This is a genomic window from Reyranella soli (assembly GCF_007992495.1).
Taxonomy (GTDB): domain Bacteria; phylum Pseudomonadota; class Alphaproteobacteria; order Reyranellales; family Reyranellaceae; genus Reyranella; species Reyranella soli.
The window spans coordinates 39,210-61,629 of record NZ_BKAJ01000073.1 but is presented as its reverse complement, the minus strand read 5'-3'; the positions used below and the strand labels follow the sequence as shown (position 1 = coordinate 61,629).

Genomic DNA, 22,420 nt, shown 5'->3' with positions numbered 1-22,420 from the left:
CACGCCGCGCCTATTGCGGCGGCTGGTCGGAGACCTTGAAGGGGATGTCGCCCTCGATGGCCTTCGTGCCCTGCAGGGTGATGACCGCCCAGTGTAGCTTGTAGTCGCCAGGCGGCAGGGTCGGTGCGGCCGCGAACAGCACCTCCGGAGCCGATTCCAGCCGGGGATGCAGGCGCTCGATCACCTTGTCACCATGGGTGATCGTCAGGGTCGACTTGCTATGGTCGACCGGCCGATCGAAGCGCACGAAGAAGGCGCTGCTCTTGCGGCCGATATGCGCATTGGCAGCCGGCGTCGACTCGAGGACGTGGACGTCACCCGCCGGCTGCTGGGCGTGCACGGCCTGGCCCGGCAGCACGAGCAGGGCAGCGATCATCGTACGTCTCAGCATCACTTGCCTTTCCTGCCTCCGGCCAGGCCGGAGGGACCGGTCCAGCGCGGAAAGGCTTTCGTGTCGAGGCCGAACAGGTCCAACGCGCGCGACACCGAATGGGTGACGATGTCGTCGACCGTGCGCGGGCGGGCATAGAACGCCGGCACCGGCACGGCGACGATGGCGCCCATCTCCGTGACGGCCAGCATGCTCTTGATGTGGCCGGCATGCAGCGGCGTCTCGCGGAACATCAGGACGACCCGGCGGCGTTCCTTCAGGCAGACATCGGCCGCGCGCGCCACGAGGCTCGACGTCACGCCGGTCGCGATCTCGCTCAAGGTGCGCACCGAGCAGGGCGCCACGATCATGCCCATCGTCTGGAACGAACCGCTCGAAATGGCAGCGGCGATGTCGCCCGGCGCATAGACCTTGTCGGCGAGGGCGCGCAGGGCCGCCGCCGATACGTCGGTCTCGAGCGCGCGCGTCTGGTCGCCCGCCTTGGAGATCACGAGATGGCTTTCGATCTTCATGGCCCGCAGCATTTCCAGCACACGGATGCCGTAGACCGTTCCCGAGGCGCCGGTGATGCCGACGACCATGCGCCGGACGGGCGGGCTCGCTGCCACCGGCCGCCTCAGCTCGTGGTCTTGATGTGCCGCGGATCCGAGTGGTTCATGGGCTGCGGCTTGGCCTCCCAGGAGAACGGCGTCGCGGAGAGCGTGTAACGGTACCACGGCGGGTCGTTGGTGCGGCCGAGCTTGTGGCGCAGGTTGCCGAACGCGCGGTAGAGCACCGGGTAGGGCTGGCCGTGATACTGCTTCAGGATATCGTGCCAAGCGCGCGGCTCGCTGGCGATGAACGCTTCCATGTCCTTGGTCAGCGCTTCTTCCGTCATGATCTTGAGTCCCGCCGGCGGATCGCCGAGGTCGGTGACGGTGCTGCGCACGAACTCGTTGGGGTTCCATTCCGGCCCCAGCGGCACGGTGCAATCCAGGCCGATCTTGGAGGAGATGCCCAAGGTCGTGCTCTTCGGATCGACGGTCATGGTGTTGAGCCCGTCGAGCCGCACCGTGTCCCTGTCCGGCATGTAGCGGTAGGCCTGGGCGGACAGCACCGCCTGGTCGTCCCAGATGTCGACATCGGTGTCGAACACCATGGCGATCTTGGGCAGTCCCTGCTTCGAGCAGGTCAGCATGATGCCGAGCGCCTGCTTGGAATCGCCCGCGCCCAGCGGGTGAATCTTGGCATAGGCAATGTTGGACAGGCCGCCCAGCGGGCAGCGCACCTCGCGCACGTCGATGCCGCCCTGCTTCAGTCCGTTGAACAGGTCGGCCTCGATCGCCGGCAGCTGCAGCATGTTGTCGGTGTACCAGGGGTGCAGGCCGCCGATGGTGCAATGCTGGAAGATGCCGCCCTTGCGGTAGGTCATCGCCTTCACCTTGAGGCGATAGTTGTGCTTGATGCCGCCGCCGTACATACCGGTGAACTCGCCGTACGGCCCCTCGTCGTAGACGAGCCCCTCGAGCGCCATCAGCTCGCATTCGAGCACGATCTCGGCGTTCGCCGGCACCATCACGTCGATGGTCTCGCATTTGATCATCTTGGCCGGCGCGCCGTAAAAGGCGCCGAGCACCTCGAAATCGTCGGTGTCGGCGGTGACGCCGACCAGCGCCGCGATCTTGTCGATGGTCGGGCCGCCCAGCACGATCGCGACATCGAGATTCTGCCCCTTCGCCGCCGCCGCCATGGCGTGGATGCGCTGGCGGTGCGAGGTGCAGGTCATATCGACCGACTTCTCGTTCTTCGTGCGGAACATCGAGCGGTAGATGCCCCAGTCGTAGACGCCGGTGTCGGGATGCTTGCTGATGAAGAGATTGTCGTTGGTGTAAGCGTGGCCGTCGCGGTCGTGATGCAGGAACAGCGGCAGGCGCGTCAGGTCGACGTCGTCGCCCTTCAGGATCACTTCCTTGCAGGGCGCCGTCGTCACGGTCTCCCACTTCACGCGGCCCTTGGAGCGCGCGACCATCTCGAGCCCGGTCCGCGTCTTGTCGCAGCCCATGGCCCAGGCGAACATCTCCTGGTTGGAATAGGCATTGGCCAGCACCGAGAACTCGGTGTCCTTCACCTTCTCGACCAGGATGGCCTTGGTCGGATTGGCCTCCATGAGCTTGGGGATCTGGTCGACGCGGACCTCGTCCTTGATGCGCACGAGGAAGCCCGCCTTGTCCATGGCGGCGACGAATTCCGGAAGTGACTGCTGCATGATCTGCATCCCGCTCTGGAGAAACGCGTCAGGAATAAGCGGGCGCGACCTTGCCTTTCTCCACATAGGACCGGAGATGATGCAGCATCATGCCCCAGAGCGCGTTGCACTTGTCGAAGTTGCCCTGCTGGTGCGGCCAGCCGGCATGGGAGAAGGCGATCTGCACGCGGCCGTGCGGCGTCTTGCCGAGATCGAAGGTGACGGTCGTGCCGGCCGAGTCGCCCGGCCCCGAGGCGCACTTCCATGCCACCTTGTGATCGTCCTGAGCGGTGACCTCCCAGACGAAGGTCGGACCGCTCGGATATTTCAGCGTCCACTGCGAGCCGACGCCGCCCTTGCCGGAGACTTCGGCCATCGTCCAGCCCTTCAGTCCCTCGAGCGTCGTGAGCGCGCCATGCACCTTGGCAGCATCACCAGTGATGTTGACGACATGACGAAGAGCATGACTTGGCACAGACGCTTCTCCACTGAATAACGCGCACTCAGCAGCAGGCGAGCAAACTAAGCGGCATGGAATCCATGTTCGAACGATAGCCGCGCAAAGCGGAACAAGCAAAGACCTTGATCACGGAGCCGTTCCCGGAAGGGAACGGCCTTTTGCTCTTCCCCTATCTGTCGGCCGCGGGAGGGAAGTGCCATTTGCCGTCGCGAATCGGCAGGAAGTGGCCGTTGTCCTCGCCGACCTCCTCGGCGATGCGCCGATTGGTCTCCTGGTTCAGTGCCACGATGAGATCTCCGTGTCGCTTCGGGTCGGCGGCGAGATTGTTCATCTCCTCGGGATCGTTGCGACGGTCGTAGACCTCGACATCGTTCGTCTCAAAAAGCTCTTCCAACGAAGCCGGAGTGTTGAATCGAACCGGCGAGAAGTATCGCGAGAAGCGATAGCGGCCATCCCAGATGCTGCGGATCGCCACGCGATTGAGGAAGTTCGGCGGGTGCCCGGCCAGCTGGGCCAACTGCTCCTGCGACGTCTTCGTGCGATATGCCCGGGTATCGACGGTCAGCGCGGCCCACTTCGGGTCCTGGAAGGACAACATGTCGAAGTTGTACAGGGCCGCAGGCCTGATCGACTGCACGCCGGCCTGGGCCGGGCTGCGCAGCCATGACGAGAAATCCTTGCCTTTCAGCCCTTCCGAAGCCCGGGCCCGGGCCGCAGCGTCCTTCCCGGTCAAGCCGATGATGGTCGGCGTGAGATCGAGCTGCGAGGTGATGGCCTCGGACTCGACGCCGCCCTGGAACGCGGGATGATGGATCATCAGGGGCAGGTGGTTCTGCTGCCAGTAGGCGTTCGTGCCCTTGCCCCGCATCTGGTGGTTGCCGCCCAATTCGCCATGATCGGCCGAAAAGATCACGATGGTGTTCTTGTCCATGCCGTTGTTGCGCAGCGCGTTGAGCAGAAGCTCCACCTTGCGATCGCAGTCGCGTATGGCGTTGAAGTAGTAGTCGCGCAACGCCCGCCACCGACGATCCTCGTCCGGCCACCGCCCCACCTGCAGGTCGAGAATCTGCTGGTAGATCTTCTGGGCGACGGGACGGCCGGGGCTGTCGAACGACTGGTGCCGGCTGGCCGGCAATGGATAGTCGTCCCAGGTCGCGCGGTAGAGCTCGTCGTCGGGCGCGCGTGCGATCGGCATCGCGTGGCTCTGGCTCTGGATGTTCTCCGTCGGCAGGTCGGAGTTGAAGTACATCACGTCATGCGGATTGACGAAGTTCACCGCGAGATACCAAGGCTGGCCCCGCGTGCGCAGCGTCTCCGCCTCGGTCCGCAACCAGGTGATCGCCGAGGCAAGCGTCGTGTCGTCGTAGCTGTAGCCGCCCAGCGTGCCGTCGATCAGGTCGCCGACGCCGAAGAAGTCCTTGAAGCCATAGGACGCAATCGTGTCCTGGTAAGCGCGTAGCGGCGCGTCAATGGGCTTGGCCGACAGATCGAGATTGGCCGACAGGTGCCACTTGCCCTGGTAGGAGGCGTGGTAGCCGAGTTCGCCCAGACGGTGGCCGACGGTCTTGATGCTGGTCTGGAGATCACGCTGCCAGACGTAGTTCAGGTTGTCGGCAATGCCGGTGTGCTGGATGTGCTGACCCGTGTAGACGACGGACCGCGCCGAGGAGCAGACGCACGACGCGGCCTGGTGGTTGAGGAAAGTGACGGACTTCTTCTTGATGGCCTCGCGCGCAGGCACCGGGAACGGCCACTTGGGAAAGAAGTGCTCCTGGTCGACCAGCACGAACAGGATGTTGTAGTCCTGCGGCATCGCCCCGGCCGGCGGCGGCGCAGCCGGCTGGGCATTGGCCGACAGGCCGGCAAGCATCGTCGTGCCGAGCAGTGCCGCTCCCGACGCCATCGCGGTGCGGCGCGAGGCGTTCGGTGGAGCGTCGTCTTCTGTATTCGCCATGCTGGTCTCCTCCGGCGGCCGTCGCGTTTCAAGCTTTCAGCAGCGAGGTGACGTCCGCGGTCGAAACCACATCTGCAAAGGCTCGAAAAGTCGAAGACGACCCCGCCTCCCGAGAGCGACCTTCACGATATCGTCGTCGAGCTTCACCTTGTGCACGAGACTCTCCAGACACTACGCCTAACTGACGATAGAGCCGGAAGCGATTCCGCGGCAATGCTCGACTGCATCGTTCATCGAGGTTGTCTGCCATGTGGCTCTACTGCCACAGTGCAGCTCTATCGACGTCAGCTTCGGCCTGCACTATCTGCGGCGGTCCGGACTGGATCACCCAGGGAGCATGATCATGGCCATCCGGCGTATCGCGGTGGAAGAAGCCTTCGTGACACCCGAGATCGTGTCCCAATGGCAGGTTGTACTGGCGAGTCACGACGTCGAACCCGGCTTCGCCAAGATGGGCGAGACCATCCTGGCACAGACGCCTGCGAACAAGCCGCTGGATGATCGCCTGCTCGACATCGGCGCCGGCCGCATCGCTCACATGGATTCGATCGGCGTCGACATGCAGATCCTCTCGCTCACGTCGCCGGGCGTGCAGGTGTTCGACCGGCCGCTGGCGGCACGGCTTGCGGCGGAATCGAATGACGCGCTCGCGGCTGCAGTGAAAGCCCATCCAACGCGGTTCGCGGGCCTGGCTGCGATCGCGCCGCAACATCCGGCGACGGCTGCACGGGAGATCGAGCGGGCCACCCAGGAGCTCGGCCTCTGTGGCGTGATCATCAACTCCCATACCAAAGGGCAGTATCTCGACGCGGCCAAGTACAGGCCCATATTCGAGACGGCCGAAGCTCTGGACGTGCCGATCTACCTTCATCCGCGTGAGCCTGCGCCGTCAATGGTGACGCCCTACCTCGACTACGGCCTCTATTTCGCCGGCTGGGGGTTCGCTGCCGAGACCGGGCTGCATGCAATGCGCCTGATCATGTCGGGCACGTTCGATCGCTTTCCCAAGCTCAGAATCGTGCTCGGTCACATGGGTGAGGGTTTGCCGTTCTGGCTACAGCGCATCGACAATCGCTACTTGCTCGAAGTCAAGACTGGTGGCGTCGACAAGCTTCCCAACCTGCCCAGCCAGTATTTTCTCGATAATTTCGTCATCACCACCGCCGGCGTCACCTCGATGCCGGCGCTGCGGCTCTGCCTCGACGTGCTCGGAGTCGAGCGCATCCTGTTCGCCGCAGACTTTCCTTACGAAGATGACGCCGAGGCCGTGCGCTTCATGGACAGCGCCGCCGTGACCGAGGATGAGCGCAAGCAGATCTATGAGACGAACGCCCAACGTGTGTTCAAGCTGAAAGCGTAGTACGGGGTCAGCCAACCTCGAGGTCGGCCCAAACGCCGGCGTGATCGGACGGCCACAGGGTCGCATCGTCGGCGCTGGCACGGTCGAAGCATGTGCCGCTGGCCACGACCCTTACTTTCTCCGACACCCAGATGTAGTCGATGCAGCGATCCATCCTTGGCCAGTAGGGATGCGAGATCTCACCGCCGGCGCCGGCAAGCGGCGTGAAGGCCGTGGGCGCCGTCTGGGTCGGGCGAAAGCGCGTCGCCATCAACGCCGCCGAGGGCTTCTCCAGGGTCGCATTGAAATCGCCGCACACGATGGCCTGCCCGGCGTCGTCGCGGCTTTCGATCCAGGCCAGCAGCTTCTGGGCCTGAAAGAGCCGGAGCGAATCATCGCCGATCGACCGATAGAGGTGCGTCACGTAGACATCGACGGGCGTGCCGCCGATGTCCAGGCGCGCAACCAGGGCCACGATGTCCTGCGTGCGGAAGTCGAGGTTGCCGGTCTCCAGCACGGGAAAGGAGCTGAGCAGCGCCTCGCCCTCGACCTCGCTCAGCCCGTTGACGCGTGTCTGTTGCACGAGATTGAACGCCCGGTCACACGCAGCACTTGCCGTTCGCCTCAGGGTGCGGGCCGTTTGCAGGGGAATGCTCACCTCGTTGAGGCCGACGATGTCCGGCTTCAGGCGGGCGATCTCCGCCTCGATCAGCGGTCGGCGCTCCTCCCACCGCTTGTGATCCTGCTCCAGGTTGAGCGTGACGACGCGAAACGGCATGACCTGCCGACTAGGCGACGATGCGGAAGGGCAGATCGCCGTCGCGTTCGAGCTGGGCGACGAGCTGCTGCTCCCACGCAAGGTACTGCTTCATCTCGGCCTGGTTGCCGGTTCGACGCCCGGCCACCCAGACCAGGTGATCGATGATCTCCTCGTTCGAGGGCGTGTCAGGGCTCTCCTTGGTCGGAAAACCGGCAACCACCCACGCGTCCGTGCCGCCCTCGAGCACGGCGATCCTGGCGTCGGTCAGGTCAGGCAGGTCGACCGACGCCAGCTTGGCCCGCACCGCATCGGGTGAGGTGAGAACGATGCACTTGGCCTTGCCGAGCTTGGCCACGGCCTTGGCTAGCTGAGGCCGGCATCCCCAGATCGCGCCGGGAATGTGGGTCTTGCGGTAGGCGAGGCCCGGTCCGGCATCGAGCACCACGGCGTCACCGGCATCGATCAGCGCCTTCAGCTCCTTCGGGGTGACCTGCGATGTCGCTATGGACTCGAGCCCGAGCACCGGCTGCTTCAAGGGACCGCGCTCGACTGGCCCCGACCCGATTCCGCCTTCGAGCACATAGACATCCCAGCCCATCTGAGCGAGCCAGTGGGCGGTGACGCTGGCGCGCACGCCGGTATCGTCGGTCAGCACCACCCTGGCGCCGCGCACCCCCATCCACTCGTCAGTGGTTTGCACAAGCTGGCCGCCGGCAATCGACAGCGCACCCGGCACATGGCCGTCGGAATACTCGCGCTCGTCGCGCACGTCGAACAGGAACGTCGTCCGGTTCGCCTCATTGCGCCACGCGTCCAGGGTCTTGCGGTCGACCGACTGCACGCCGTAGCGGTTCTTCATGCCCGCGGCCCATTGTTGGGCCTGCGCCTGCCCGCTGACCGAGACCGGTCCGTAGCTCAGCGTGCTGCCGAGCTGGGGCGTGAAGCCCGCCAGCGTCCAGCCCATCGTGCCGTTGCGGAAGGCGACGACCTTGTTCGGTATGCGCGCATTGCGAAGGGCCTGCGCGCCGATGATGCTTCGCGTACGGCCCGCGCAATTCACCACTACGGTGGTTTCGGCGTCGGGGGCAAGATCGTGGACCCGATAGACGAGCTCGGCGTTGGGAACACTGATGCCGCCCGGCAGGCATTGCCGGTGGTGTTCCTCGGGTGTGCGGCCGTCCAGCACGACCAGCCTGTCGCCGCGATCCTGCATCGCCTTCAGCTCTTCGGCGGAGATGGAAGGCGTGTGGCAGGCGTGCTCGACCATCTCGCCGAAGGACTTGCTGACCACGTTGTGTCCCATGAACAGCTCGTATCCGGCGGACTTCCAGGCCTCGACCCCGCCACTCATCACGGCGATCTCGGAATAACCGAGCGCAGCAAGACGTTTGGCTGCCCGTTCCGAGACCCCGTCTCCCCCGTCCATCAGCACGATGGGCGTCGATCGGCGCGGCACCAGTCGGCCGACCATCGCCTCGAGGGTGGAGTAGTGCAGGCCGACCGACAACAAGGGATGGGCCATGCCGCGTTGACCGTCCTCGCGCACATCGAGGAAGGCGAGCTCGCGGCCGTTACCCTTGATGATGTCGCGCAGTCGTTGCTTGAGATCCCGGGGAGCGATCGTCACGGTGGTCATTGCTTGCGTCCTTGCTGCCTTCAAGAGTCAAGTGGCTCAGGTTTGGCAGGAATGCAACAGGACTGCCTGGACGAGTATCTCCGCTGCTTCGTCTGGTGCTTTCATTTTGGCGGCAAAAGCGCCTTGAACAAGTTCAGCTGTTTTTGCTGCGCGAATTCGCGATCGCTTGGGCACCGCACTCAGCTTGTCAGAAGATCCTCGATCCTGATCGGGAATCGCCGGACGCGGATGCCGGTGGCGTGCCACACGGCGTTGGCGATGGCCCCGGCCGTGCCGGTGATGGCGATCTCGCCGACGCCCTTGATGCCCAGGGCGTTCACATGCGGATCGTCCTCGTGGACCAGCAGCGCCTCGAGCGACACCACGTCGGCGTTGACCGGCACGTGGTATTCCGCGAGGTCGGCATTCATGACGCGGCCCGACCGGCCATCGACGATCGCCTGCTCGTTCAACGCAAACGACGCGCCCCAGATCATGCCGCCGTAGTATTGGCTGCGCACCAGCCGCGGATTGATCACGCGTCCGGCCGCGAAGGCGCCGACCAGCCGCGTCGCGCGGACCTGGCCGAGATCGGGATCGACCTTGACCTCGGCAAACACGGCGCCATGGGCATACATCGCCCAGTTGGATGGCGCGGCCGGGTCGGCGGCGACGCTGCCGCTGCCCTCGACCTGGGACAGGCCGGCGCGCACCAGGATGTCGGCGTAGCGCTCGCTGCGGGCTTCGTCGTCGCGACGGTGCAGGCGGCCGTTGCGCGCCACCACGCCCTGGTTGCCGGCGCCGTAGAGCGGAGACTGCCGGTCGCCCATCGCGAGATCCGCCAGCTTGGCGATCACGTCGGCGCCGGCATTGTGGATCGCGCTGCCCGCCGTGGCCGTGTGTGCCGATCCGCCGGCGATGCCGGCATCGGGCAGGTCGGAGTTGCCGGCGTTGAACACGACCTGGTCGATGTCGAGCGCCAGCCCGTCGGCGGCGATCTGCGCCAGCGCCGTCCACGCGCCTTGCCCCATGTCGTGTGCGCCGGTTTCGACGACTCCCGTTCCATCACTTTTGACGATCGCGCGCGCCTGCGCCTGGAACATCAGCGCCGGGAAGAGCGCCGTGCCGACGCCCCAGCCGACCAGGAAGCCCGCCTCGTCGCGCATCTGCCGCGGCGCCACCGGTCGGCCGGCCCAGCCGAATCGTTCGGCGGCCTGCGCATAGCAGTCGCGCAACGCCTTCGACGAGAACGGCCGGCCGGAGATCGGCTCGACCTCGGCGTAGTTCCTGAGGCGGAACGCGAGCGGGTCCATGCCGCAGGCGGCAGCCGCCTCGTCGATGGCGCTTTCCAGCGCGATCGATCCCGGCGCTTCGCCCGGCGCCCGCATGAAGGTTGGCGTGCCGACATCGTTGCGCACCGCCTCGTATGTCGTCGCGATCGCCGGACTGGCATAGAGCGCATGAGAGACGTTGGCGGCCGGCTCGAAGAAGTCGTCGTAGGTGCTCGACGCGGTCCGGACGTGATGGTCGATCGCCGTCAGTGCGCCGTCGCGCGCGGCGCCCAGGCGGACCCGCTGGCGCGTCGGCGGACGATGGCCGAACGGCCCGTAGAGCTGGTCGCGGCGCAGCACCAGCTTGACCGGTCGCCCGGTCATCTTCGCGGCGAGAACGGCGAGCAGCTGCGGCCCGGAGACGAAGCCTTTGCCGCCGAAGCCGCCGCCGAGAAACGGGCTGCGGATATGGATCTGTTCGGGCGGAATGCCCAGCAGCCCGGCGGCGCGGCCGCGCGCGAACTCCAACCCCTGGCTCGGCATGTCGATCGACAGCCGCTCGCCGTCCCACGCGGCGACGATGGCATGCGGCTCCATGGCGTTGTGGAACTGCGTCGGCGTCTCATAGGTGGCGTCGATGGTTGTGGCGGCAGCCTCGAGGCCGGCGTCGACGTCGCCCTTGCGCACCTCCGCGGGCGCCCCCATGCCGACGGCAGGCGGCACGAAGCTGTCGCCGGCATCCAGGCCGATGCGCGCCGTGTCGGTCTCGTACTGTGGCTCGAGTAGCACCGCGCCTTCCGTCGCTGCCTCCAGGCTTTCGGCAATCACCAGCGCGATCGGCTGGTTGGCGTAGCGAACGCGATCGTTCTGCAGGGCATCCATCCGGAACATGAACGGGTTCGATCGTTCATCCGGGTCCTGCGCCAGCTTCGGCCGGTTGGCAGGCGTCATCACCTCGACCACGCCTTTGTGGCTCCGGGCCGCCTCGACGTTCAGCGACTTGACCCGGCCGCGCGCGATGCGGCTCGTCGCCAGCACGGCATAGAGCAGGCCCGGCGGATGGTTGTCGGCGGCATAGCGGGCCTTGCCCGTCACTTTGAGGACACCGTCGCGACGGGTGATGGGCTGGCCGGCATTCGAGCCGTGACGGATGTGCGGCGAGGAAAGCACGAGGGGAGACTCAAGCGGCATGGCGCGCTCCGGGAGCGGAAGAGAAGGGCGAGGCGGGAAGAGCGGGCAGACGCTGCGGCGTTCCTGCCGCCGCCAGCGTGAGCGCGCGCACGATGATGCGTCGCGCCAGCTCGATCTTGTAGGCGTTGTCGCCGGACGGCCGGGCGTCGGCCAGCGCCGCCTCCGCGGCGCGGCGGAAGATCGTCTCGCCGGGACGGGCGCCGGCTAGGATGTCCTCGGCTGCGCGCGCTCGCCACGGCTTGGCCGCGACGCCGCCCAGCGCCAGCCGCGCCTGCCTGATCCTGCCTTCTTCCATCGCGAGCGCCGCGGCGGCGGAGACGACGGCGAAGGCATAGGACGTGCGCTCGCGCAGCTTCAGGTACCGCGCATGGCGGGCAAAGGCGGTCGGGTCGGCAAGGCGCAGCGCCACGATCAAGTCGCCCGGCTCCAGGACGGTCTCACGCTGCGGCGCGTCGCCGGGCAGGCAGTATAGCGATTCCAGAGGGATCTCGCGTCGTCCGGCCCTGCCCTCGATCTCGGCCACCGCGTCGAGCGCGACCAGGGGCACGCAGAAGTCGGACGGGTGCACGGCGATGCACGATGGGCTCCAGCCCAGCACCGCGTGCAGGCGATTCTCGCCGCCCAGCGCGTCGCACCCCGAGCCCGGCTCGCGCTTGTTGCAGGCGCTGGCGGGATCGCCGAAGTAGGCGCAGCGCGTCCGCTGCAGCAGGTTGCCGCCACCGGTCGCGGCATTACGGAGCTGCGCCGACGCGCCCGACAGCAGCGCTTCGGCTACCGCCGGATACGCGCGCACGAACGCCGGGTCATGGGCGAGATCGGCGTTGCGCACGAGGGCGCCGATGCGCACTCCGCCATCGGCCAGCCAGTCGATGTGGTCGAGGCCGGCAATATGCGTGATGTCGATCAGCCGGTCGGGCCGCGCCGCGCCGACTTTCATCAGGTCGAGCAGGTTGGTTCCCGACGCCAGGTAGGCGGCACCAGGCGCGGCGGACGCGGCGACGGCCTCGGCGATCGTGGCCGGCCGGACATAATCGAACGTCTTCATGCCGCCTCCCTCCGGCCGGCGTCCGCCAGTCTCTTCTGAGCCTCGATCACGGCGTCGACGATCCCGACATAGGCCGCGCAGCGACAGAGGTTGCCGCTCATCGCTTCGCGAATGCGCTCGGGATCGTCGCCGGCCTGGCCTTCGTTGATCAGGCCGATGGCGCTCATGATCTGGCCCGGCGTGCAGAAGCCGCATTGGAAGGCGTCATGGGCGATGAAGGCGGCCTGCACGGGATGGAGCTCGTCGCCCTGCGCCACGCCTTCGATCGTCGTGATCTCAGCGCCGTCGTGGCTGAGCGCCAGCGCGAGGCAGGAATTGACCCGCCGGCCGTCGACCAGGACCGTGCAGGCACCGCATTGTCCGCGATCGCAGCCCTTCTTCGTGCCGGGCAGGTCGAGGCGCTCGCGCAGCAGATCGAGCAGCGTGACCCGCGGATCGTCGAGTTCGACGTTCCGGGACACGCCATTCACCGTTAAGCTGATGGAGAAAGGCATTTGGAGGACCCCGATTCGATGCTTTTGTCGAGGAAATCGCCGCCGGCAAGGCATACATGATTAAACGGAGGCGACCTCCGGATACAGATACGGAGGCGCCCTCCGTTTTTCAAGAGGGGCTTTGACAGGGATTCCATGGCCGTCCGTTCCGCCAGAACCAGAGCCGAGGTCGAGCGCAAGCCGCGCGCCGACTCGCTGCGCAATCGCGAGCGCCTGCTGAAGGCCGCCACGCGCGTGTTCAGCGCCGGCGGGCCCGAGGCGAGCCTCGAGGCCGTCGCCAGGCGCGCCGGCGTCGGCATCGGCACGCTCTACCGCCACTTCCCGACGCGCGAAGCCCTGTTCGAAGCGGTCTACCGCCGCGAGGTCGACGAGCTCGCGGGTCTGGCCGAGCGACTGGCGCACGAAGCCGAGCCAATCGATGCGCTGCGACAGTGGCTGGGCGCGTTCGTCCAGCTGGTCGCCACCAAGAAGGGCATGCTGGCGGCGCTGTCGCTCGCCGCGCAGGCTCCGCCCTCGGAACTCTACGCCTATTCCTTCGACCGCCTGACGACGGCCCTCGACGGCATCCTGAAACGCGCCATCGCCGCAGGGCAGATGCGGAGCGACATCACGCCCGAGGATCTCCTGCGCGCGCTGCTCGGCCTCTCCTATTCCTACGAGCGGCCCGATTGGCAGGCGACAGTGACGCGCCTGATCGGCGTGTTCGTCGACGGCCTCATGGTGAAACGGTAGGGACGGCGCTGGAAAGACGCAGACGCCTTCAACGCGCTGCTTGGGCGCCGAACAATGTCCGCTTCTGAAGGTAGAGCGGGCGCGACGCCTGCCGGCGCTCACTCATGGTGATATTCTGGTCGTGATGCCGAAGCTGCTCCTTATCCGCCACTGCCAGTCGACTGGGACGCATCCGGACGCGCCGTTGAGCGAAGCCGGCGCCAAGGCAGCGGAGGCGCTGATCACCCGACTCCGTGACCTGGCGCCAGACGCCGTCTACTCCAGCCCCTACGCGCGGGCGCACGCGACCGTTCGGCCCTTCGCGATCTCGGCTGGCTTGTCAGTCGGTCTCGATGACCGGCTTCGCGAGCGGGTGCTCTCGGACAGGGATCTCGAGAACCGGTTGGACCACGTCCGCCGGTCGTTCGCTGAGCCCGACTACCGTGCGCCAGGCGGAGAGAGCCTCAATGAGACGATGCAACGTGCCATCGCCGCCTTGACCGACATTGCCGCCGCAGGCCATTGGCTGCCGGCCGTCTCCAGCCACCGCAACTTGATCGCTTCGGTACTACGATCGATGGATACGGCGTTTGGTTTCGAGCAATGGCTAGACTTGCGTACCCCCGACCTGTTCGAAGTGGAACTCGACGCCGGTCGGCCGATCAGGTTCGTGCGATTGGACGCCCTACGCGGTCCGGCAGCTAAACTTTATGCTCGCTAGTGGCCATTCGTACTTGCAAAGCTGGCTCCGCTGATGCGCTGCGCAATGTGCGGCATGACCTGGTCCAGCAGAGCCAGGCAGTCCCGATAACCGGCCATCCCAAGTTCGTAGGGGTCCGGAATGCCGCCTTGCTGTTCGTTCGCGACCATCACGCTCGCCGAGTCTGCCCCAAGGGCGGAACGGACCTTGTCGGCCTCGTCGTGGCCGACGCAAACGATCCATCGGTACTGGTAGAGATCCAGGTCTCCGATCCAGCGGCTGACATGGCCACTCAAATCGACCCCGCGTTCCTTCATACACGCGACAGAGCGGTCATTGGCGGGACGGCCTGCCAACTCCTTACGCACGCCAGCACTTTCGACCAGGAAGCTGGCGCCAAGATGCTGCTGAAGCACCGCCTGCATCATCGGACTGCGACTGATGTTGCCAACACAGACACAGAGAACCTTTCCATCATCCGATGATGATCCGAGGGCTCACGCCGTCAAGTTTCGGGGTGGGTCTTTGCACGCCATGCTCTACTGGAGAGCGGCGCCTCGCGTCACTTTTCCAGCACGCATTGCGTCGACTGATCCTTGAAAAAGCCGATCATCAGTGACGCTGTCGCATCGACGCCCTCGAGCGGCGGCTGGAGCGCCTGCAGGCAGGCATCGCGACCGTTGAGGAAAGCATCCCCATCGTCCGGCTTTGACGCCGACGTCGTGAGCCTTTTCAATATACATGCCTCCAGATCGGCGAGCGGCGGCAGCTTGACGCGAGCCTTAACTGTACCCGCCAGAGCCTCGCCCGTCGTCATTGAGCCGGCTGGCATCGACGTACGTTTGACGTTGATCGAAAAGTCGCCGAAGGGGCCGCTGATGTTTACCGGTCCGCTGTCGCCGCCGGCGTAGACAAATGTCAGCGGAACCTTCCATTTTGGGTTCATGACGTCCGCGCGCCCGCATTTCAGCGTCAGACCGGCCGCGAGCGGCTCGCCAGCGCCAACCAACAAAGCAAATAGTCCAACCGCCAGAGGCAAAAAATGCTGCCGAGATCGCACGAGGTTCACCTCTCCGCTACGTCCCATTTCCTGTGCGGCTAACGATATTCAACGCTCCTGCTGCGCCAGCGACTCTTGTCGACAGGCCAGCAAGTCCAGGAAGCAACGTACCTTTCGAAGGAGCAGTAAATGCTTCTCTCTCGCTGCTGGCAATGCTTGCGCTCGATGAATCGGTGTGAAGGGTCGAAGCCATGAGTCGCCTCGCTTGTTCAAGGTGGTGCACATGGGCCACAAAGTTGCGCTTACGAATCAATCGCTGGTCGCTGTTGATCATGATACGCGACTTCCCCTGCGAATCAGGGCGGCCAGGACGACCAATTCCCTCGCTCGTCGAGATAGCCTCCGTACCGGGTAAGCGTGCGCAACGCCGCACGCATCCCTGCACAAGCCCGCAAGCTTGTCGTTACTTCCACCTCGCCATTTGAATTCTTGCGCAACTCGCGTTCCAATTCGGAGAGGTACGATATGGCCGTTCCGCTCTTACCCGCTGCAATGGCAGCGAACGCCGTATCGATCTCGGCTTCCATCTTGAACCGGCGCGCCAATCGCCGGAGTCGGATGATCGTAGAGCCCATCGAAAGCATTGCAACGAAGCGAGCGAGCTGTCCGGCCCCGACCGTAGAAGGCATATCGGCAAGGCGGCGATATGCGCGACGCTCCCACTCTTGGAGGCCGTCGCGCCGGCGTCCGGCGGCCAGCCGCCGGAAATCTCGCAATGTGGCATCGAGGATGCGCGAAACACGCGCGGCAGGCGACAAAGGCGGAACCAGCAAGAACCCGATGGCGGCGGATCCCATGCCTGCCACGACGGCAAGCCCCTCGTTGTAGTACTGGACGGTGTCGAAAGTCATGATGTTCGCCGGCGCCAGAAGAATGCAGAAAAATATCGCCAGCGACTTGAATACAGACGTCTGCCACGCCTGAAGGGACAGAACGCCCACGGGGACCAGGACGCATCCGATGACGATCGAGAGTCCAACGAATGTTTCCATGCCCGGCAGCACGGCAAACCGGACTGTAGCTGCCAAGACGACGGCGAGGGCCAGGCCCAGAGTGAACGCACGGGCCTCCGAATAAGCTTGGGCTTCTCGTGGCGAAAACAGGATGAGCCCGATTGCCGCGAAGCTTATGGCTTCTGCGCCGTTCGGCCACGCGGTGGCAATCCAGATCAGCTCAATGGCAACCAGCGTCGCAAGTACGCGAACTGCGGCGATGAAGGGAGGCAAAAGGTCGGGTCGATACCAATGGAGACGACGCCGATATGAAACGGCATGAGCCGGGTCCGCGAGTGCCGTCAATGCGCCCGCGGTCTGCGAGAGGCCGCGCAACGCCTGCGCGATGCCATCGGCCAACAGTCGCAAGGACGGCGTATCGACCGGAAGCGCCACCAGCGATCGACCTGCGCCACGGCACACATCGATCAGGGTGTCGGGATGTCCACTCCAGAGCGATTTGGCCAGCGGCCATCGAAGATGTGCCGGATACATCTGTAAAATGGTCGCCGACTGACGTTTTTCTTCCTCCTGCAGCTCTTCCAGGCAGTTGGCGGCCGTTCGCCAGCCGGACAAGGCCACAAACAACCCTTCCGTTGCCGCTCGCAGCGTTCCGACACGGTAAGGAAGATCAGAGACCTCGCCGAGCGCTTCGTCGACGAGGGAACTCAGTGCCACGATCCTGGTCGCCAAGGCGTGTCGCGCAGGTCGAGTGTCAGCCTGAGTCAGGTCGGTCTGGACCAGCAAAGCGCCGAACCGATGGCTGATTTCGGCCGCCAGCGCAGCGAGCTCGGACACGAGCCGTCGGCGTGCATTCCCCAAATCCATGCTGGCGAGGACGACGGTCGCACTTACGATGCCGATGCCGATCTCGCTGGCACGGGTGACTGCCAACATGAAGGCGTCGCCGCTGGGGCCACCTGTCATTCCCAACTCGTCGCCAGCAACGATCACGGCGGTGAAACCGGCAAGAGCAGCCCCGTATGAGGCGGAGTTCCTGAGAACGCTGGCGGCGAAGGCGCAGGCGCTGCCCCAGATCGCGATACTGAGGAGAAAGGCCACACGATCCTGTGCGAAGCATGCCGTGATTGCGACGATCGCAATGGCGCCAACGACCGTGCCGATCATGCGGGCGGCGCCCCGGCGTAGCGACGCACCGACGCTGGGCTGGCAGACGATTGCAGCCGACGTACCGGCCCAGTAGGCATTGTCGAGCTCGAGCCAGAAAGCAACGTAGAGCGCGAGGCAGACCGCGATCCAGAGGCGCAGACCGTAGAGGACCTTGGGCGCCAGCACCCGAACGGCTTGCAGCCATCGGCTTGCGTCGGGCAGCGCGACGTCAGGTCGAGAGAAGCCCGACGCGTCGTTGTCCATGTTCAATAGTGGTCAGCGGAAGGACGATTCTTGCCGCGAAAGACCCTGTAGTTGAACACCACATAGACCAGCATCAGAGGAAAGACGAAAAGCCCTGCCCCCCAGAACATGAAGGAAAGGCTCTCGCGCGGCGCCGCCGCTTGATCGATGGTGATGGAGAAAGGGATCATGTAGGGCCAGAACGACAACGCGAGCGTCCCGAACGCCGACACGAAAATGATAGCGACCGTAATGAACGGACCTGCGTCCCAGCGTTGCTTGACACTTGCTCCCAATAGCGCCCCAGCGGAGACACCGACCATCGGAAACAGAAACAGGATTGGCCGCGTCAGCCAACGCTCCATGACCGCGAAGTTTTTGTTCAGCGCGAAGGCGAAGACGACAACCAGGAAGAAAAGGAGGCCGGGCGCCAGAAAGCGAATGAGACGATAGGCGGTATCCTTGAGCTCGCCCTCGCACTTGTAGGCAAGCCAGGCAGCACCAAGCAGCGCGTAGCCGACACAGAGGCCCACGCCGCAGAGCAAGGCAAATGGACTGGCCCAGCCGAAATCGCCGCCGACATACTGTCCATCGGACATCGGCAGGCCTTCGACAAGCGCACCGACGGCAACACCTTGCACGAAAGCGGCGACCAAGGATCCGAGAGCGAAGCCTGCGTCCCAAATCCAGCGCAGTCGCTCGGCCTTGTCCCGGAATTCGAAGGCGACGCCGCGCAGGATCAGGCCGCCGAGCATGGCAAGAAGCGGAAGGTAGAACGCCGACAACAGGGTCGCATAGACGATTGGGAAAGCGCCCCAAAGCACGACACCGGTAACGACAAGCCACGTCTCGTTGCCGTCCCACAGCGGCTCTATGGCCTGCAAGAGGGAAGCCCGGCGGGCCTCGGTCGGCATGAACCCGAAGATGATGCCAATGCCGAGGTCGAAGCCGTCGAGCAGAACATAGAGCAGAATGCTGACCGACAGCACAGCCACCCAGAAGCTAATCATCGTCAGTCTCCCCTGGCTTCCTGCGCCTGTCCGTTCACGAGAGGTGTTTTCGCGACCGACATAGGCCGGCTGGGCGTCGCATCGTGGGAAGCAGTGACAAGGGCTCCCGCAGGCCCGGCTTGCAGCAGGCGATAGATGTAGAAGACGCCAAACAGGAAGATGAAACTGTAGAGCACGAAGTACAGGACCAACGAGATCGCCACGGCGCGCGTCGTCAGGAAAGGCGTGGCGGCATCCGCAGTCCGCAGGACGCCGTACACAGTCCAAGGCTGTCGTCCGACTTCAGCCGTGAACCAGCCGGTCAGCGTGGCGATGAACGGCAGTGGGAAGCTGAGGAAAATCAGCCACAAGAGCCAACGACTCTGCTCGAGGCGACCTTTCCAGATCAGGTATGGTCCGAGCCAGGCCAGCGCCAGCATGGCCAGGCCGCAGCCGACCATTATCCGAAATGAGAAGAAGGGGATCACAACCGGCGGACGCTCATGGACCGGGAAATCCTTCAGGCCAACCTCCTTCGAATCGAAACTCATGCTGGCAATCAGGCTGCCAAGAAACGGAATCTTGATCTCGAAGTCATTGGCCTCCTTCTTCGAGTTGGGCCATGCGATCACGACCTCGCCGGCCGGTTGCTCGGTCTCCCATCGACCCTCGATGGCGGCAAATTTGGCCGGCTGGTACTTGTGGACGTAGTCGCCCGTCAGATGTCCAAACAGGAGCTGCGCGGGGACGAAGAGGGCCGCGAGAAAGAGTCCCATGCGAAGCATGACGCGCGCCTCCGCTTCGAACTCCTTTCGAAGGAAATACCATGCGCCGGTCGCGGCCACGCAGAAGGCGCCGGTGATGAAGGAGGCCAGCAGCATGTGCGGAAAGCGTACCCAGACGACTGGACTGAATATGATCGCTGCCCAGTCTTTGGGAACAAACGCGCCATTCTCCAGCGAGTATCCGACCGGCACCTGCATCCAGCTGTTGTTGACCATGATCCAGAAGGCGGAAAACGTGGTTCCCAGCGCCACCATTGCGGTCGAGAAGAGATACAACCAGGGCGGCACGCGACGCCGACCGAAGACCAGTACTCCGAAGAAGCTCGCCTCGAGCGCGAAAGCGGTGAAGGTCTCGTAGGTCAACAACGGCCCCTGGATGGGCCCCGACATACGCGACAGCACGCTCCAATTGGTTCCGAACTGGAATGCCAGTACGATGCCGGACACCACGCCCAGGCCGAAGGCGACACCGAAGATCTTGAGCCAGAACTCGAAGACACGGCGAAACACCGGCCGGCCAGTGCCCTGGTACACCGCCTCCAGAGCGGTCAGCCACACCGCCAGCCCGATGGTGAACGATGGGAAGATGATGTGGAACGAGACGGTAAAGGCGAACTGCAATCGAGAGAGCAGGAGAGCGCTGAGTTCCATCTTGCACTTCCTATCTGGGCAGCTTTCTGCGGATCGAGCGTTCGTAGTCCATGGCGACTCTTCCCGAACCCGGAGCGTGGGCTAGGCGGCGTGGCGGCGAACGATCACCGGTATCGACTTCGCTGCCGGCGTTCCGCTCTTGAGGTCGTGATAGGCAAGAGGCAGAAGCGGATTGGTCTCGGGGTAATAGGCGCCGATCGACCCTCTCGCGATGCTGTGGGATTTGACCCAGAAGCCGGCGACGATGCGGCGCCTGCCGTCGTCCGCCAACGCCTCGATCGCGACCTGGTCCCCTTCAGCGATCCCTCGCTCACGCATGTCGGCCTCGTTCATGAACACCACCATGCGGCCGCCGAACACGCCACGATACCGGTCGTCGAGGCTGTAGATCGTCGAGTTGTACTGATCGTGGCTGCGTAGCGTCGCAAGCCGCAGCATCGAAGGATCGGACACCGGCGGATCTTCGTCGAGGCTGGGAAAGAGGATGAAGTTGGCGCGCCGTGTGCCGGTGTTCCAGATCCGCTCGCGTGGCGGGACATACAGATGGAATCCACCCGGCTTCTCGATGCGCTGATTGAAATCGGCGAACTGCTCCGGAAGAACTTCCTCGATCTTGTGGCGAATGCGGCCGTAGTCGGCGACGAAGCTGTCCCAATCGATGCCGCTGCCCGGAAGCGTGGCCTTCGCCATGCCGCAGACGATGGCCACTTCCGATCGGAGGGTGGCGCTGGGCGGCTCGACCAGACCGTAGGAAGCATGAACCATCGACATGCTGTCTTCGACAGTGACCGCCTGCTCGATGCCCCCTTGCATGTCGATGTCGCTGCGCGCCAGGCAGGGAAGGATCAGGGCCTCCTTGCCGTGGACGAGGTGCCCGCGATTGAGCTTGGTGCTGATCGCAACCGTGAGGCTCAGATCGCGCATGGCCGCCTCGGCAACAGTCGAGTCAGGCACCGCCCTGATGAAATTGCCGCCAAGGCCTATGAATACCTTGGCTTTGCCGTTGATCATCGCGTCGACGGCCTTGACGACGTTGTGTCCATGAGCGCGCGGCGGATCGAAGCCGAAAGCGTTCTTGAGCTGATCGAGAAACTCCGGCCGGGGTTTCTCGTCGATGCCCATGGTCCGGTCGCCCTGGACATTGGAGTGACCACGCACCGGGCAGATGCCGGCCCCGGATTTGCCGAGATTGCCGCGCAATAGCAGCAGGTTGACGGTCTGGTGTACGTTTTCGGTGCCGAGCCTGTGCTGGGTGATGCCCATGCCGTAGACGACGATCACCGAGCGTGCCTTCATGTAGACCTTGGCCACACGTTCCAACTGATCGAACGGCAGCCCGCTCACGCGCAGTATGTCGTCCCAGCTTGTCGCTCGCAGATCGGCAGCGAATGCGTCGAAGCCGTGAGTGTGCTCGGCGATGAAACCGAGATCGAGGACCGGCTCCGCGCCACGACCCATCGCTTCGTCATGGGCCTCGAGGACCAGCTTCATGATGCCCTTGAGGGCGGCGATGTCGCCGCCGATGCGCACCTGGCAATATTCGCTGGCAATCTTCGTCTCGCCGAGCGTCGCCATTTCAAGCGGGTCCTGGGGAGCCGCGAACCGCTCGAGGGCCCGCTCGCGCAGTGGATTGAACACGACGATCGGCACGTGCGCCCGGGAGGCCCTGTGCAGCTCGGTCAGCATGCGCGGACTGTTGGTGCCAGGATTTTGTCCGATGATGAAGATTGCTTCGGCAAGGGCGAAATCGTCGAGAAGGACAGTGCCCTTGCCGATGCCGATACTTTCCGGCAAGCCGACGCTGGTCGGCTCGTGACACATGTTCGAACAATCCGGAAGATTGTTGGTGCCGAAGCGACGCACGAACAGCTGGTACATGAACGCCGCTTCGTTGGACGTTCGACCTGAGGTGTAGAACTCGGCCTCGTTGGGATCGCCGAGGGCCGTGAGGTGGCGAGCGATCAGAGCGAATGCATCATCCCAGCTGACCGGCACATAGTGATCCGTTCGAGCATCGTAGCGCATCGGCTCGGTAAGCCGCCCCTGCTCCTCGAGCCAATAGTCACTCTCCTGGTTCAGTTCACTGACAGTATGACTGGCAAAGAAATCCCGCGTGACCCTGCGCTTGGTCAGCTCGAAGGAGACGGCCTTCGCTCCGTTCTCACAAAATTCGAAGGAACTTGCGTGACGAGCATCCGGCCAGGCGCAACCCGGGCAATCGAATCCCTTTGGATGGTTCATGGCGAGCAGCGCCGATGACCCTTTGGTCACAATGCTCTGCTCGCGTAGTGCCTTAGCGGTGGCATGCAAGGCACCCCACCCGCCAGCCGGCGGATTGTAAGGCACGAACTTCGGCACATCTTTCGACTCGTGGTCGACGTTGTCGGTCGCGGTCCAAGGGGAGGAAGGTTGCTCGGGCATAGTCTGCTCCTCGG

The 22,420-nt window shown here is 64.5% G+C and carries 19 protein-coding genes and 1 pseudogene; 3 read left to right on the top strand and 17 right to left on the bottom strand.

Going from position 1 to position 22,420, the window contains the following annotated elements:
* Positions 1-10 precede the first annotated feature (10 nt).
* The 5 genes from RSO01_RS20905 to RSO01_RS20885 all read right to left on the bottom strand — a co-directional run bounded on the left by RSO01_RS20905 (position 11) and on the right by RSO01_RS20885 (position 5,029).
* Positions 11-391 (bottom strand): copper resistance CopC family protein, encoded by a 381-nt coding sequence (locus RSO01_RS20905; RefSeq protein ID WP_147151394.1) that lies wholly within the window; start codon positions 389-391, stop codon positions 11-13.
* A complete protein-coding gene (locus RSO01_RS20900) occupies positions 391-972 on the bottom strand; it encodes a UbiX family flavin prenyltransferase (protein ID WP_147151418.1) in 582 nt (193 codons plus the stop codon). The genes RSO01_RS20905 and RSO01_RS20900 overlap by 1 nt, the downstream gene beginning before the upstream one ends.
* A 35-nt stretch (positions 973-1,007) precedes the next feature.
* Positions 1,008-2,636 (bottom strand): UbiD family decarboxylase, encoded by a 1,629-nt coding sequence (locus tag RSO01_RS20895; protein ID WP_147151393.1) that lies wholly within the window; start codon positions 2,634-2,636, stop codon positions 1,008-1,010.
* Positions 2,637-2,664: 28 nt separating this feature from the next.
* Positions 2,665-3,090: an SRPBCC domain-containing protein gene (locus RSO01_RS20890; protein WP_170303232.1), complete on the bottom strand. Its 426-nt coding sequence runs from the start codon at positions 3,088-3,090 to the stop codon at positions 2,665-2,667.
* A 154-nt stretch (positions 3,091-3,244) separates the two neighbouring features.
* Positions 3,245-5,029, bottom strand: coding sequence for a sulfatase family protein (locus tag RSO01_RS20885; RefSeq protein WP_147151391.1), 1,785 nt, complete (start codon positions 5,027-5,029; stop codon positions 3,245-3,247).
* A 343-nt stretch (positions 5,030-5,372) separates the two neighbouring features.
* Here RSO01_RS20885 and RSO01_RS20880 point away from each other — a divergent pair, with 343 nt between their 5' ends.
* Positions 5,373-6,389: an amidohydrolase family protein gene (locus RSO01_RS20880; protein ID WP_147151390.1), complete on the top strand. Its 1,017-nt coding sequence runs from the start codon at positions 5,373-5,375 to the stop codon at positions 6,387-6,389.
* Between the two features lie 7 nt (positions 6,390-6,396).
* Here RSO01_RS20880 and RSO01_RS20875 read toward each other — a convergent pair whose 3' ends face one another.
* From RSO01_RS20875 to RSO01_RS20855, 5 genes are all read right to left on the bottom strand, one after another.
* A complete protein-coding gene (locus RSO01_RS20875) occupies positions 6,397-7,146 on the bottom strand; it encodes an endonuclease/exonuclease/phosphatase family protein (RefSeq protein WP_147151389.1) in 750 nt (249 codons plus the stop codon).
* Between the two features lie 10 nt (positions 7,147-7,156).
* A complete protein-coding gene (locus RSO01_RS20870) occupies positions 7,157-8,764 on the bottom strand; it encodes a rhodanese-like domain-containing protein (protein ID WP_147151388.1) in 1,608 nt (535 codons plus the stop codon).
* Between the two features lie 179 nt (positions 8,765-8,943).
* Positions 8,944-11,205, bottom strand: a complete 2,262-nt coding sequence (locus RSO01_RS20865) for a xanthine dehydrogenase family protein molybdopterin-binding subunit (protein ID WP_147151387.1) — start codon at positions 11,203-11,205, stop codon at positions 8,944-8,946.
* Positions 11,195-12,250 carry an FAD binding domain-containing protein gene (locus RSO01_RS20860; protein ID WP_147151386.1) on the bottom strand — a complete coding sequence of 352 codons (1,056 nt, stop codon included), beginning with the start codon at positions 12,248-12,250 and terminating at the stop codon, positions 11,195-11,197. The genes RSO01_RS20865 and RSO01_RS20860 overlap by 11 nt, the downstream gene beginning before the upstream one ends.
* A complete protein-coding gene (locus RSO01_RS20855) occupies positions 12,247-12,744 on the bottom strand; it encodes a (2Fe-2S)-binding protein (protein WP_147151385.1) in 498 nt (165 codons plus the stop codon). The genes RSO01_RS20860 and RSO01_RS20855 overlap by 4 nt, the downstream gene beginning before the upstream one ends.
* A 135-nt stretch (positions 12,745-12,879) precedes the next feature.
* On the opposite strand from RSO01_RS20855, the gene RSO01_RS20850 reads away from it, so the two are divergent.
* Entirely contained in the window at positions 12,880-13,476 is a 597-nt protein-coding gene (locus tag RSO01_RS20850; protein ID WP_147151384.1) for a TetR/AcrR family transcriptional regulator, read from the top strand.
* Between the two features lie 124 nt (positions 13,477-13,600).
* The gene (locus RSO01_RS20845) at positions 13,601-14,176 is read left to right on the top strand and encodes a histidine phosphatase family protein (RefSeq protein WP_147151383.1); all 576 of its coding nucleotides are present in this window, start codon (positions 13,601-13,603) and stop codon (positions 14,174-14,176) included.
* Here the strand turns inward: RSO01_RS20845 and RSO01_RS20840 are convergent.
* The 7 genes and pseudogenes from RSO01_RS20840 to RSO01_RS20810 form a co-directional block, all read right to left on the bottom strand.
* Positions 14,173-14,613, bottom strand: a pseudogene (locus RSO01_RS20840) (arsenate-mycothiol transferase ArsC); the annotation flags it as partial. The gene RSO01_RS20845 and the pseudogene RSO01_RS20840 sit on opposite strands and share 4 nt — an antisense overlap.
* A 104-nt stretch (positions 14,614-14,717) precedes the next feature.
* The gene (locus RSO01_RS20835; RefSeq protein ID WP_147151381.1) at positions 14,718-15,224 is read right to left on the bottom strand and encodes a hypothetical protein; all 507 of its coding nucleotides are present in this window, start codon (positions 15,222-15,224) and stop codon (positions 14,718-14,720) included.
* A 7-nt stretch (positions 15,225-15,231) separates the two neighbouring features.
* Complete coding sequence (locus tag RSO01_RS20830) at positions 15,232-15,489, bottom strand: hypothetical protein (RefSeq protein ID WP_147151380.1); 258 nt, start codon at positions 15,487-15,489, stop codon at positions 15,232-15,234.
* Positions 15,490-15,511: 22 nt separating this feature from the next.
* Positions 15,512-17,581 (bottom strand): FUSC family protein, encoded by a 2,070-nt coding sequence (locus tag RSO01_RS20825; protein WP_147151379.1) that lies wholly within the window; start codon positions 17,579-17,581, stop codon positions 15,512-15,514.
* Positions 17,582-17,583: 2 nt separating this feature from the next.
* On the bottom strand, positions 17,584-18,570 hold the full coding sequence (cydB, locus tag RSO01_RS20820) for a cytochrome d ubiquinol oxidase subunit II (RefSeq protein WP_147151378.1): 987 nt from the start codon (positions 18,568-18,570) through the stop codon (positions 17,584-17,586).
* Positions 18,571-18,572: 2 nt separating this feature from the next.
* Positions 18,573-19,985 carry a cytochrome ubiquinol oxidase subunit I gene (locus RSO01_RS20815; RefSeq protein ID WP_147151377.1) on the bottom strand — a complete coding sequence of 471 codons (1,413 nt, stop codon included), beginning with the start codon at positions 19,983-19,985 and terminating at the stop codon, positions 18,573-18,575.
* An 81-nt stretch (positions 19,986-20,066) separates the two neighbouring features.
* Positions 20,067-22,406, bottom strand: coding sequence for an FdhF/YdeP family oxidoreductase (locus RSO01_RS20810; RefSeq protein ID WP_147151376.1), 2,340 nt, complete (start codon positions 22,404-22,406; stop codon positions 20,067-20,069).
* Positions 22,407-22,420 lie beyond the last annotated feature (14 nt).